Origin of the sequence: Pseudomonas rhizosphaerae, from assembly GCF_000761155.1 — a bacterium.
In the GTDB taxonomy this organism is placed as follows: domain Bacteria; phylum Pseudomonadota; class Gammaproteobacteria; order Pseudomonadales; family Pseudomonadaceae; genus Aquipseudomonas; species Aquipseudomonas rhizosphaerae.
Window position 1 is genome coordinate 1,002,489 of record NZ_CP009533.1, and the last position, 12,835, is coordinate 1,015,323.

At 61.8% G+C, this 12,835-nt stretch carries 13 protein-coding genes; 11 read left to right on the top strand and 2 right to left on the bottom strand.

Annotated elements, in window-relative coordinates; translation table 11 throughout:
• Positions 1–40: 40 nt before the first annotated feature.
• Complete coding sequence (gene ygfZ, locus LT40_RS04585; RefSeq protein WP_043187047.1) at positions 41–982, bottom strand: CAF17-like 4Fe-4S cluster assembly/insertion protein YgfZ; 942 nt, start codon at positions 980–982, stop codon at positions 41–43.
• Positions 983–1,108: 126 nt separating this feature from the next.
• On the opposite strand from ygfZ, the gene LT40_RS04590 reads away from it, so the two are divergent.
• The gene (locus tag LT40_RS04590; protein ID WP_043187050.1) at positions 1,109–1,363 is read left to right on the top strand and encodes an FAD assembly factor SdhE; all 255 of its coding nucleotides are present in this window, start codon (positions 1,109–1,111) and stop codon (positions 1,361–1,363) included.
• Positions 1,347–1,799 carry a protein YgfX gene (locus LT40_RS04595; RefSeq protein ID WP_043187052.1) on the top strand — a complete coding sequence of 151 codons (453 nt, stop codon included), beginning with the start codon at positions 1,347–1,349 and terminating at the stop codon, positions 1,797–1,799. Before LT40_RS04590 ends, LT40_RS04595 begins: the two co-directional genes overlap by 17 nt.
• Here LT40_RS04595 and nadB read toward each other — a convergent pair.
• Entirely contained in the window at positions 1,768–3,384 is a 1,617-nt protein-coding gene (gene nadB, locus LT40_RS04600; protein WP_043187054.1) for an L-aspartate oxidase, read from the bottom strand. The two genes, LT40_RS04595 and nadB, sit on opposite strands and share 32 nt — an antisense overlap.
• A gap of 565 nt (positions 3,385–3,949) precedes the next feature.
• On the opposite strand from nadB, the gene rpoE reads away from it, so the two are divergent.
• The 9 genes from rpoE (at position 3,950) to era (ending at position 12,744) form a co-directional block, all read left to right on the top strand.
• Positions 3,950–4,531, top strand: coding sequence for an RNA polymerase sigma factor RpoE/AlgU (gene rpoE / locus LT40_RS04605; protein WP_011535354.1), 582 nt, complete (start codon positions 3,950–3,952; stop codon positions 4,529–4,531).
• 30 nt (positions 4,532–4,561) lie between these two features.
• Entirely contained in the window at positions 4,562–5,155 is a 594-nt protein-coding gene (locus tag LT40_RS04610) for a sigma-E factor negative regulatory protein (RefSeq protein ID WP_043187057.1), read from the top strand.
• An 8-nt stretch (positions 5,156–5,163) separates the two neighbouring features.
• Positions 5,164–6,114, top strand: a complete 951-nt coding sequence (locus LT40_RS04615; protein WP_043187060.1) for a MucB/RseB C-terminal domain-containing protein — start codon at positions 5,164–5,166, stop codon at positions 6,112–6,114.
• Positions 6,115–6,434: 320 nt separating this feature from the next.
• Positions 6,435–7,820 (top strand): DegQ family serine endoprotease, encoded by a 1,386-nt coding sequence (locus LT40_RS04620; protein WP_237749312.1) that lies wholly within the window; start codon positions 6,435–6,437, stop codon positions 7,818–7,820.
• A 252-nt stretch (positions 7,821–8,072) separates the two neighbouring features.
• Positions 8,073–9,869, top strand: coding sequence for a translation elongation factor 4 (lepA, locus tag LT40_RS04625; RefSeq protein WP_043187066.1), 1,797 nt, complete (start codon positions 8,073–8,075; stop codon positions 9,867–9,869).
• Positions 9,870–9,878: 9 nt separating this feature from the next.
• Positions 9,879–10,733 (top strand): signal peptidase I, encoded by an 855-nt coding sequence (gene lepB, locus LT40_RS04630; RefSeq protein WP_043187067.1) that lies wholly within the window; start codon positions 9,879–9,881, stop codon positions 10,731–10,733.
• A gap of 52 nt (positions 10,734–10,785) precedes the next feature.
• Positions 10,786–11,163, top strand: coding sequence for a DUF4845 domain-containing protein (locus LT40_RS04635; protein ID WP_043187070.1), 378 nt, complete (start codon positions 10,786–10,788; stop codon positions 11,161–11,163).
• Positions 11,160–11,849, top strand: coding sequence for a ribonuclease III (rnc, locus tag LT40_RS04640; RefSeq protein ID WP_043187072.1), 690 nt, complete (start codon positions 11,160–11,162; stop codon positions 11,847–11,849). The genes LT40_RS04635 and rnc overlap by 4 nt, the downstream gene beginning before the upstream one ends.
• Complete coding sequence (gene era, locus LT40_RS04645) at positions 11,842–12,744, top strand: GTPase Era (protein ID WP_043187075.1); 903 nt, start codon at positions 11,842–11,844, stop codon at positions 12,742–12,744. The genes rnc and era overlap by 8 nt, the downstream gene beginning before the upstream one ends.
• The last annotated feature ends 91 nt before the right edge of the window (positions 12,745–12,835 follow it).

Here is a 12,835-nt window from a genome sequence, read left to right on the forward strand (position 1 = left end):
ATGGCGGGGATGGGGTTCGCAGGCCTTGCTAGGGGCGCTGCTATCGCTGTATTTCACGGTCTCGATCAAGTGTATAGGGCAAGGTCAGAAGTTCCAGCGACGGACCTTCGAGACTGCCCAGATGAATGCGGCCATCCTCCACGGCGTTGTCCTGCAACACTGCCAGTGCCTCGTAACCCTCGGCCGTTGGCGCGGCCAGGGCAATCTCGCCGATGGCGCTGCCGTGCACTGGCGAGAATAGAGCAGTGCCTGGCTCGGGCCGCGTCGAGCCGGACAGCCGGACGTGGTAGAGGCGGCGCTTGAGCTTGCCCAGGTACTGCATGCGCGCGACGATTTCCTGGCCGGTGTAGCAACCCTTCTTGAAACTCACACCGCCTACGGCCTGCAGGTTGAGCATCTGCGGGATGAATAACTCGCGGGTCGGTTCCAGCACCTGGCCGATACCGGCGCGTATCTGCCCCAGCAGCCAGTCGTCGAGCGAGCCCTGGGCCAACTGTTCGGCCAGCCGGGCGGCAAGGTTCTCGGCCTGCTCGGCGGGCGCCCACAGTTCGGCGCGAGCCGGCGATACGCGCACGGCGATCAGTGCGCCATGGCGCACCACGGCATCGGTTTCCAGAGGGAGTTGCAAGCCCAGGGCGGCCAGCGCGCCGTCGCCGTGCTGCACGCCGAAGCGCACCCAGGCATCGCTTTCGTCGGTCAGCTTGGACTTGGAGAACACCGCGTATTTCTTCAGGTCCGCCAGTTGCGCTTCGAGCAGGCCGCGGGCCATGGCCAGGACGCAGCCATCGCCCTGCAACAGGATGCGAAAGCTGGACTGCATGCGGCCTTTCTGCGTGCAGCGCGCGCCGAGGCTGGCAGTGTGCTCGTCCAGGTAGTTGAGGTTGCAGGTGAGCTGGCCCTGCAGAAACTTGCTGGCGTCCGAGCCGCGAACGGCCAGGACGCCCTCGTGGGTCAGATTGCAGAACATGGCGGTATCGGACATGGGTCATCGCTGAGTTGAAAAGACTGGACATCATCATAGAGCCCCGCACCGGGGGAATGCTATCCCCGCCGCCCTGACACCCCACCGGCGCCTCTGTATACTGCGCGCCTATTCAAGGAGCCCCCCATGGTCGAAAACGTTGAACTCAACCGGCTTTACTGGCACAGCCGCCGCGGCATGCTGGAGCTGGACGTGTTGCTGGTGCCGTTCGTCAAGGAAGTCTATCCCCACTTGAATCAGGTGGATCGCGACCTCTACGTACGCCTGCTCGAATGTGAAGATCAGGACATGTTCGGCTGGTTCATGGAGCGCAACGAGTCCCAGGATCCCGAGTTGCAGCGCATGGTCCGGATGATCCTGGACCGTGTCCAGCCCAAGTAACTGCTTCGAGTGCCGCTGGCAGCCGTCTCGGCGGCTGCTGGTGGTCTACGCGCTGGCGCAGGCTGCCGCATGGCTGGCGAACGGTTTGATGGAGGCGCCACTGCTCGTGCATCTTGCAGCCGGGATGCTGTGCATCGCCCATGGGCTTCATGTGCTGCCGCGACAGGTTTTACTGGCCCACCCCCAGGCCGTCACCGGGCTGCGTCGCGATCGCAGCGGCTGGTCGGTCTGGACCCAGGCCGATGGCTGGCAGGCGGTGCAATTGCGTCCGGACAGCATGGCGCTGCCCCAGGTGATCATCCTGCGCTTTCGCCGGGCCGGTCAGCGCTGGGTGCGCAGCGCCTGTGTGTTGCCCGACAGCCTGGATGCAGACACCCATCGACGCCTGCGCCTGCGCCTCAAGTTCAGCCGGCGAAGGTGGGCGGCTGCAGGATAGTGTCTCGCGCCTGTGGCAGCAGCTGCGGGTAGTCCAGCGTGTAGTGCAGGCCGCGACTTTCCTTGCGCTGCATGGCCGACGCGATCATCAGCTCGGCCACTTGGGCCAGGTTGCGCAGTTCGATCAAGTCGCGGCTGACTTTGTAGTTGCTGTAGAACTCGTCGATCTCGTCGAGCAGCAGGCGCACTCGGTGTTGCGCCCGCTGCAAGCGTTTCGTGGTGCGCACGATGCCTACGTAGTCCCACATGAAGCGGCGCAGCTCATCCCAGTTGTGGGCGATGATCACGTCTTCGTCCGAGTCGGTCACCTGGCTCGCATCCCATCGCGGCAACGGCGCAGGCGCTATGGTCTCGTCCAGCTGCGCAACGATGTGCTCGGCAGCTGACCGCGCATAGACGATGCATTCGAGCAACGAATTGCTGGCCATGCGATTGGCGCCGTGCAGGCCGGTGCAGCTGGTCTCGCCGATGGCGTACAAGTGGGGCACGTCGGTGCAACCGCGCTCGTCCACCAGGACGCCTCCACAGGTGTAGTGCGCCGCAGGTACGACGGGAATTCGCTCGCGGGTGATGTCGATGCCGAACTCGAGGCAGCGCTGGTACACCGTGGGGAAATGGCTGCGCACGAACTCGGCAGGCTTGTGGCTGATGTCCAGGTACACACATTCGGCGCCCGTGCGCTTCATTTCGTGGTCGATGGCACGCGCGACGATATCGCGCGGGGCGAGTTCTGCGCGCGCATCGAAGCGCGGCATGAAGCGCTCGCCATTGGCCAGCGTGAGCAGGGCGCCTTCACCGCGCAACGCTTCGGTGATCAGAAAGCTTTTGGCTTGGGGGTGGTACAGGCACGTGGGGTGGAACTGGTTGAATTCCAGATTGGCCACGCGACATCCCGCGCGCCAGGCCATGGCGATGCCATCGCCGCAGGCGCCATCGGGGTTGCTGGTATACAGGTAGACCTTGGCGGCGCCGCCGGTGGCCAATACGGTGAAGCGCGCCCCGTGAGTGTCCACCTCGCCGCTGCGGTGATCCAGCACATAGGCGCCCAGGCAGCGATCCTCGGAACGGCCCAGTCGCCGTTCGGTAATCAGGTCGACAGCGGCACAGTGTTCCAGCAGCTCGATGTTCGGTCGTCGGCGTGCTTGAGCCAGTAGCGTGTCGAACATCGCCGCGCCGGTGGCATCGGCCGCATGAATGATGCGCCGCTGACTGTGTCCGCCTTCGCGGGTGAGGTGGAAGGGGAAGCCGGTGTGTTCCGGATCCGATTCATCTTCGCGAGTAAAGGGTACGCCCAGTTCGACCAGCCACTGGATCGCCGCGCGGCTGTGCTGCACTGTGAAGCGCACGGCCTCTTCATCGCACAGGCCGGCGCCTGCGTCGAGGGTGTCCTGGACGTGCGCCTCCACTGTGTCGGTGTTGGCCAGTACGGCGGCAACACCACCCTGGGCCCAGGGCGTCGAGCCATCACCCAGCCCACCCTTGCTGATGACCGCGATGCGCAACGTATCGGGCAATGCCAACGCAAGGCCCAAGCCTGCGGCTCCGCTCCCGATCACCAGAACATCGTGTTGCCGTTGCTTGCCCATTCGAAGGTCATCCGCATGCCGAAGATAATGTTCCATGGTTGGCCAGCCACGGTGCCGTTCGTGCCCGTTATGCACGTCCCGCTGGTATATCCAAGGGGGTAGCGGCACAATAGCGGCACCTTCGGCACACGGGGGAATCGACTTGCCCCGATATGGCGCCGCCTTTATAGCAGCCACATTGGCGCATGCGCTACGTGAACGAGCGTCTTGATCAGAGCGCCGACGCTGAATCACTTCAGTTTCTGATGTCGATCATTCGTGTGCACAGGCCATGCCGTCGTGTTTGTGGGAACTTTCCGAGAACCCCTGCAATCAATAGAAGGTTGCCTATAAGAAGGAAACAGCACCGAATCACGCAGGCACCGGCTTGGCCCGTGCACAGCGATCGGTGAAAAGATTATCGGCGCAGCCCGGCATGTTCGAGCTGCGCTTTCCGTGCAGGCTTGATCCGGGCCTGCGGGAAACTTGCCTGGAGGGGAGAACTTTTGCGAATAGCCCGAGTCTATGGTTGCAAGCCTGAACGATGGCCTGAGCAACGCTCCTTCCGGACCCATGAGGAGTGTTCATGCTAACCCAGGAAGAGGATCAGCAGCTGGTCGAGCGTGTACAACGCGGTGATCGGCGAGCTTTCGATCTGTTGGTGCTGAAATACCAGCACAAGATTCTCGGGTTGATCGTGCGATTCGTGCACGACACCCATGAAGCCCAGGACGTCGCGCAGGAGGCTTTCATCAAGGCCTACCGCGCATTGGGTAATTTCCGCGGTGACAGTGCGTTCTACACGTGGCTGTATCGCATCGCCATCAACACGGCGAAGAACTATCTGGTGTCCCGCGGACGCAGGCCACCGGACAGCGACGTAAGTTCCGAAGACGCGGAGTTCTATGACGGCGATCATGGCCTCAAGGACCTCGAGTCCCCGGAACGTTCTTTGCTGCGCGATGAGATCGAGGGCACCGTCCATCGAACCATCCAGCAGCTGCCCGAAGACCTGCGCACGGCGTTGACGCTGCGCGAGTTCGACGGTTTGAGTTACGAAGACATTGCCAGTGTCATGCAGTGTCCGGTGGGGACCGTACGGTCGCGGATTTTCCGTGCCCGGGAAGCCATCGACAAAGCCCTGCAGCCGTTGTTGCAGGAATCCTGAGACAGCGGCGATAGCCAAGAGAGGAACGCCATGAGTCGTGAAGCCCTGCAGGAATCGCTGTCCGCAGTGATGGATAACGAAGCGGACGAATTGGAACTGCGTCGGGTACTGACCGCGTTGGACGATGTTGAAACCCGTGCCACTTGGGCACGCTACCAACTCGCCCGCGCTGTCATGCACAAGGATCTGCTGGATCCGCGTCTGGATCTGTCGGCTGCAGTCTCGGCAGCGATTGCCGAAGACGTGGCCCCGGCACCGGCTGCTCGCGGCCCGTGGCGCAGCCTCGGTCGTTTGGCCGTTGCGGCCTCGGTGACCGTTGCCGTGCTGGCAGGTGTTCGCCTGTACAACCAGGACGACATCACCGGTTCCGAGCTCGCTCAGCAACAGCCTGCGCAGCAGGCGCCGTCGACGCCGATGGTGCAAGGTCCAGCAGTGCTGGCTGGTTACACGCCTGACAGCTCCGACGCACCCGGCCCGATGGCCAGTGGTGTGCTCAAGGGCGAGGAAGGTTTGAACGACCAGCGTCTGCCGGGCTACCTGCGTCAGCATTCGCAAGAAGCTGCTGCCAAGGGTGCTGACAGTGCCCTGCCATCCGCTCGCTCCGCGAGCATGGAAAACCGTTAATTCCAACCATGCGTGCGGCCCTGTTTCTGCCAATTCTGATTGGCCTGGCCGCACCTGCAGTCGCTGCACCCGATGCAGCGCAGTGGTTGGAAACGATGGCGCAAGCCGAACGTACCCAGGCTTTTGAAGGTACGTTCGTCTACGAGCGCGACGGTGACTTTTCTACCTACCAGATTTGGCACCGCGTCGGCGACGGCGCGGTGCAGGATCGTGTGCTCAAGCTCGATGGGGTCGCTTCCGAGCGTGTCCAGTCCGATGGTCGTACTGTCTGCATGACGGGGCGCTCGTTGGTAGGGATTGCGCAGTTGTCCCATGGCGCTATCGCCTCTGTCGACCCGCTCAAACTGATGTCTTGGTACGAACTGCGTGTGGCCGGAGCCTCCAGGGTAGCCGGGCGCGACGCTGTGGTCGTTACACTGGTGCCACGTGACCGCGACCGCTATGCCTTCGAGATGCATCTGGATTCGCACACGGGGCTGCTGCTCAAGTCTTTGTTGATCGACGCCAAGGGCCGCTTGCTCGAGCGCTTGCAGTACACGCGCTTGCAGCCAGGAGCGCCTGTGCTGGCCGACCTGAAATCCACGGCAAATTGTAAGCCTGTGTTGCATGCGGACAGTGGATCGGTACCCGCCAGCCTGCTTGCATGGCGGGCCAGGTGGGTGCCTGCCGGCTTCGAGTTGGCGCACACCGGCATGCGCAGATCCTCTGTCAGCAGTGCCAATGTCATCAGTCTGTTGTACGCCGACGGACTTGCGCATTTCTCGGTGTTTCTCGAGCCGCTCAATGGTGCTGCGGCGCGCGACACCCGCGTGCAGCTTGGCCCGACAGCGGCAGTTTCGCGAAGGCTGAAGACATCGGACGGTGAGTTGATGATCACCGTGGTGGGTGAAATTCCGTTGGGTACGGCGGAACGAATTGCGCTATCGATGCAGCGGCAGGACGTCCATGCCGTGCGCTGAAGTGTGCCTGCGGGAGGGCATTGCAGGATTTGATACTGCGCCTTCATGCTCGATTAATCGTCGCGCGGTAATGTGAAACCTGTTTTATGCGGGTTGCAAACCGCCGGTTTTTTTCTTATAGGTCAATGCTTCGGAGGCGGGCCGTTTCGGTCGCCACAGGTTCGCTGTCGTGCGCCGCATTGAAGTAGGGATTCTGCCCATTGCGGAATCCGGTTTCAGCGGCCGTACAACCCTATTGCTCAACCACGCTCGTTACGAACGGGAGCCGTATGTCGATACCACGTTTCAAACCCTTTCTTTCACTGTTCGCGGCAGTGCTGATGCTGGGCCAGATCGCCAGCGTCCAGGCTGAAGCGCTGCCTGATTTCACGACCCTGGTCGAACAGGCTTCGCCCGCCGTGGTGAACATCAGTACCACGCAGAAACTGCCGGACCGCGGTGTGGCTGCCAGCCAGATGCCGGACCTGGAAGGCCTGCCGCCGATGTTCCGCGAGTTCTTCGAGCGCAACATGCCACGCGGCGGGCCGCGATCTCCGCAACGCGGCGATCGGCAGCGCGAAGCGCAATCGCTGGGTTCGGGTTTCATCGTCTCGGCCGATGGCTACGTGCTGACCAACAACCACGTGATCGCCGACGCGGACGAGATCATCGTGCGTCTGTCCGACCGCAGCGAGCTCAAGGCCAAGCTGGTCGGCACCGATCCGCGGACCGACGTGGCGTTGCTGAAAATCGATGGCAAGAACCTGCCCACAGTGAAGCTGGGTGATTCCGCCAAGCTGAAAGTAGGCGAATGGGTATTGGCCATTGGCTCGCCGTTCGGCTTCGATCATTCGGTTACCAAAGGCATCGTCAGCGCCAAGGGTCGTACGTTGCCCAACGACGCCTACGTGCCGTTCATCCAGACCGACGTGGCCATCAACCCAGGCAACTCGGGCGGCCCGCTGTTCAACATGAACGGCGAGGTCGTGGGTATCAACTCGCAGATCTTCACCCGTTCCGGTGGTTTCATGGGTCTGTCCTTCGCCATTCCGATCGACGTGGCGCTGGATGTTTCGGATCAGCTCAAGAAAGACGGCAAGGTCAGCCGCGGCTGGTTGGGCGTGGTGATTCAGGAGGTCAACAAGGACCTGGCCGAGTCGTTCGGCTTGGACAAGCCGGCCGGCGCGCTGGTCGCACAAGTGCTCGAAGACGGCCCGGCGGCCAAGGGTGGCTTGCAGGTGGGCGATGTGATCCTGAGCATGAATGGCCAGCCGATCGATATGTCGGCGGACCTGCCGCATCTCGTGGGCGGTCTCAAGGCCGGTGCCAAGGCGAGCCTGGAAGTGATCCGTGAAGGCAAGCGTCGCACGGTCGATGTGACCGTCGGTGCGATGCCCGACGACGATCAGGACCTGGACGCCGGTGCCAAGGCGCAGACCGAGCGCAGCAGCAACCGCCTGGGCGTTTCGGTGGCGGAACTGACTGCCGAGCAGAAAAAGTCGCTGGAGCTCAAGGGCGGTGTGGTGATCAAGGAAGTGCAGGACGGTCCGGCGGCACTGATCGGCCTGCAGCCTGGCGATGTCATCACCCACCTGAACAACCAGGCCATCGAGTCGTCGAAGCAATTTGCCGACATCGCCAAGGGCTTGCCGAAGAACCGTTCGGTGTCCATGCGCGTGCTGCGTCAGGGGCGGGCGAGCTTCATTACCTTCAAGCTGGCCGAATAAGCTTGGGGTAGGTGAACGAAAGGCGACCTTCGGGTCGCCTTTTTTGTGATCGGTGGTGTGGCCTTCGCGGGCAGAGCCCCGCTCCCACAACCTTATGGAGTGCGCCGCTTTGTGGGAGCGGGACTCTGCCCGCGAAGACGTCGGCACTGCCACCCGTAACCCACCGGCTCCCACACCCGAACGTTATTCAGGTACAATTCCCGGCTATTTTTCGTTGGGCGTCCGGCCCGCAGCCTTTTTGAGTGTTGACCCGTGAGTGATTTGAGTCATATCCGCAATTTCTCCATCATCGCCCACATCGATCACGGCAAGTCGACCCTCGCCGATCGGTTCATCCAGATGTGCGGCGGCCTGGCCGACCGCGAAATGGAGGCCCAGGTCCTGGACTCCATGGACCTGGAGCGTGAGCGCGGGATCACCATCAAGGCGCACAGCGTCACCCTGCACTACAAGGCGCAGGACGGCAAAACCTACCAGCTGAACTTCATCGACACCCCGGGCCACGTCGACTTCACCTATGAAGTCAGTCGCTCGCTGGCGGCCTGCGAAGGCGCGCTGCTGGTGGTCGATGCGGGGCAGGGCGTCGAAGCCCAGTCCGTGGCCAACTGCTACACGGCCATCGAGCAAGGCCTGGAAGTGATGCCGGTGCTGAACAAGATGGACCTGCCCCAGGCCGATCCGGACAAGGTCAAGGACGAGATCGAGAAGATCATCGGTATCGATGCCACCGACGCCGTGGCGTGCAGCGCCAAGAGCGGCATGGGCGTGATCGAGGTGCTCGAGCGCCTGGTGCATACCATTCCGGCGCCTACCGGCGACATTGATGCGCCTTTGCAGGCCTTGATCATCGATTCCTGGTTCGACAACTACCTGGGCGTCGTCTCGCTGGTACGCGTGCGTCATGGCCGGGTGAAGAAGGGCGACAAGATTCTGGTCAAGTCCACCGGCAAGGTGCACCTGGTCGACAGCGTCGGTGTCTTCACCCCCAAGCATACCGCAACGGCCGACCTGAAAGCTGGCGAAGTGGGCTTCATCATCGGCAGCATCAAGGACATTCACGGTGCGCCGGTCGGCGATACCCTGACCTTGAGCAGCACCCCTGACGTGCCAGTGCTGCCAGGTTTCAAGCGCATCCAGCCACAGGTCTACGCCGGCCTGTTCCCGGTCAGCTCGGAAGACTTCGAAGATTTCCGCGATGCCCTGCAGAAACTGACCCTCAACGACTCGTCGCTGCAGTACCTGCCGGAAAGCTCCGACGCCCTGGGCTTCGGCTTCCGCTGCGGTTTCCTGGGCATGCTGCACATGGAAATCATCCAGGAGCGCCTGGAGCGCGAGTACGACCTGGACCTGATCACCACGGCTCCGAGCGTGATCTTCGAAGTGGTCATGAAGACCGGCGAAACCATTTATGTGGACAACCCGTCGAAGCTTCCGGATGTTTCATCTGTGGAAGACTTCCGCGAGCCGATCGTATCGGCGACTATTCTTGTGCCTCAAGAGCACCTGGGCAACGTCATTACCCTGTGCATCGAGAAACGCGGCGTGCAGCGCGACATGCAATTCCTTGGCAGCCAGGTTCAGGTTCGCTACGACCTGCCGATGAACGAAGTGGTGCTGGACTTCTTCGACCGCCTGAAATCCACCAGCCGCGGCTATGCCTCGCTGGACTACCATTTCGAGCGGTACCAGTCGGCCAACCTGGTCAAACTGGATGTGTTGATCAACGGCGACAAGGTCGATGCCCTGGCGCTGATCGTGCACCGCGACAACGCGGCCTACAAAGGCCGTGCATTGACCGAGAAGATGAAGGAGCTGATCCCTCGGCAGATGTTCGATGTGGCAATCCAGGCCGCCATTGGCGGGCAGGTGATCGCGCGGACCACTGTCAAGGCGCTCAGAAAGAACGTACTGGCCAAGTGTTACGGCGGCGACGTGAGCCGTAAGCGCAAGCTGTTGGAGAAACAGAAGGCCGGTAAGAAACGCATGAAGCAGGTCGGCAACGTGGAAATTCCACAGGAAGCCTTCCTTGCTGTGCTCAGGTTGGAATAATCGAGTCCTATGTCCCTAAATTTCCCGCTGTTGTTGGTTATCGCCGTAGCCGTTTGCGGTCTGCTGGCCTTGCTTGATCTGGTCTTCCTGGCGCCGCGGCGCCGGGCTGCGATCGCCAACTACGAGGGCAGCGTCAGCCAGCCCGAGCCGTCGGTGGTCGAGCGCCTGGACAAGGAACCGCTGCTGGTCGAATACGGCAAGTCGTTCTTTCCAGTGCTGTTCATCGTGCTGGTGTTGCGCTCGTTCCTGGTTGAGCCGTTCCAGATCCCCTCGGGTTCGATGATCCCGACCCTGGAAGTGGGCGACTTCATTCTGGTCAACAAGTTTTCCTACGGTATTCGCCTGCCGGTGGTGGACAAGAAGATCATCGAGGTCAACGACCCCAAGCGCGGCGACGTCATGGTGTTCCGCTACCCCAGCGACCCCAACGTCAACTACATCAAGCGCGTGATCGGCTTGCCCGGCGACCGCATCCGCTACTCCTCGGACAAGCAGCTGTACGTCAACGGCGAACTGATCGCCCGGCAACTGGTTGGCAGCGAGCCCGGCAGCCTGGGCAGCGCCGAGCTGTACAAGGAAAAGCTGGGTGAGGTCGAGCACGTGATCCGTCAGGAGATGTCTCGTTACCGTGCGCCGCCCGACAGCCAGTGGACGGTGCCCGCCGGGCACTATTTCATGATGGGCGACAACCGCGACAACTCCAACGACAGTCGCTACTGGGATGACCCCTCGATTCCCAAGGAACTGTTGGGCATGGTCCCCGACCAGAACATCGTCGGCAAGGCCTTTGCCATCTGGATGAGCTGGCCCGAACCCAAGCTCAGCCACTTGCCCAACTTCTCGCGAGTCGGGCTGATCAAGTAGCGCCCCCGGCGCCGTCCATGGACGGCGCCGACTGTTTTCCGAGGTGTCCGGCATGAACGCAATGAAGTCTCAGCAAGGCATGTCCATCGTCGGCTGGTTGCTGACCCTGGCGGTGGTCGCGTTCGTGGCGAGTACGGCATTCAAGCTGGTGCCGCACTACATGGATAACCGGACCCTTACCCAAGCCATCGAATCGGTCGGTGCCGACAAGTCCACCCGAATCGATACGGTGGGTGAATTTTATGGCCACGTCAGCCGGGCCATGCAGGTCAACAATATTCAGGATCTGGATTTGAACAAGGTTTTGAGCGTCACCGATGCGGGCAATGTGTTTCAGGCCCACCTCAAGTATGAAAAGCGTGAGCCACTGATCCAGAATCTGGACGTGGTAGTGAAGTTCGATCGTCAGTTCAGCGTGGTCAAGCCGTGACCGCTTCCCTGGATCGCCTCGAACGCCAGCTGGGCTACACTTTCAAGGACCAGGACCTGATGGTGCTGGCACTGACCCATCGCAGCTTCGCCGGGCGCAACAACGAGCGCCTCGAGTTCCTGGGCGATGCCATCCTCAACTTCGTCGCCGGCGAAGCGCTGTTCGAGCGCTTTCCGCAAGCCCGTGAAGGCCAGCTTTCACGGCTGCGCGCGCGTCTGGTCAAGGGCGAAACCTTGGCCATATTGGCCCGTGGCTTCGATCTGGGCGATTATCTGCGCCTGGGCTCGGGGGAGTTGAAGAGTGGCGGTTTTCGCCGCGAATCGATCCTGGCCGATGCCCTCGAGGCCTTGATTGGCGCGATCTATCTGGACGCGGGCATGGACGCGGCGCGCGACCGCGTGCTGGCGTGGCTGGAAGGTCAGTTCGAAGGGCTGACCCTGGTCGATACCAACAAAGATCCCAAGACCCGCCTGCAGGAGTTTCTGCAGTCGCGCGGTGCTGAACTGCCGCGCTATGAAGTGGTGGATATCCAGGGTGACCCGCACTGCCGACAGTTTTTCGTCGAGTGTGAAGTCGTCCTTCTGAATGAGAAAAGCCGGGGCCAGGGCGTCAGCCGTCGCATCGCCGAACAGGTGGCCGCCGCGTCTGCCCTGATCGCCCTGGGCGTGGAGAATGGCAATGACTGATGCACCCGTTACCCGTTGTGGCTATGTAGCCATCGTTGGCCGCCCGAATGTCGGCAAGTCGACGCTGCTCAACCACATTCTGGGGCAGAAGCTGGCGATCACGTCGCGCAAGCCGCAGACCACCCGCCACAATATGCTGGGCATCAAGACCGAAGGCGAGATCCAGGCCGTCTACGTAGACACCCCCGGCATGCACAAGGGCAACGAGAAGGCCCTGAACCGCTACATGAACAAGACCGCCTCGGCGGCGTTGAAAGACGTCGACGTGGTGATTTTCGTGGTCGACCGCACCAAATGGACGGACGAAGACCAACTGGTACTGGAGCGCGTGCAGTACGTGCAGGGCCCGGTGATACTGGCGATCAACAAGACTGACCGCATCGAGGACAAGGCTGACCTGATGCCGCACCTGGCCTGGCTGCAGGAACAGTTGCCGAACGCCGAGATCGTGCCCATTTCCGCACAGCAGGGGCACAATCTGGACGCGCTGGAAAAAGTGATCGCCGGGCATCTGCCGGAGAACAAGCATTTCTTCCCGGAAGACCAGATCACCGACCGCAGTAGCCGCTTCCTGGCCGCCGAACTGGTGCGCGAGAAGATCATGCGCCAGCTGGGTGCGGAGCTGCCGTACCAGATCACCGTCGAGATCGAAGAGTTCAAGCAGCAGGGCAAGACTCTGCACATACATGCGTTGATCCTGGTCGAGCGCGATGGTCAGAAGAAGATCATCATTGGCGACAAGGGCGAGCGCATCAAGCGTATCGGCATGGAAGCGCGCAAGGACATGGAAGTGCTGTTCGACTCCAAGGTCATGCTCAACCTGTGGGTGAAGGTGAAGGGCGGCTGGTCCGATGACGAGCGGGCCCTGCGTTCGCTGGGGTATAACGACCAGTAATTCCGCACCGCGAGCGATCCCCTGTAGCAGCGGCGCAAGCCGCGTCAAAGGGCGCAGCAGATCTTCTGTTCGTTCGCGTGGGTTCGTGACG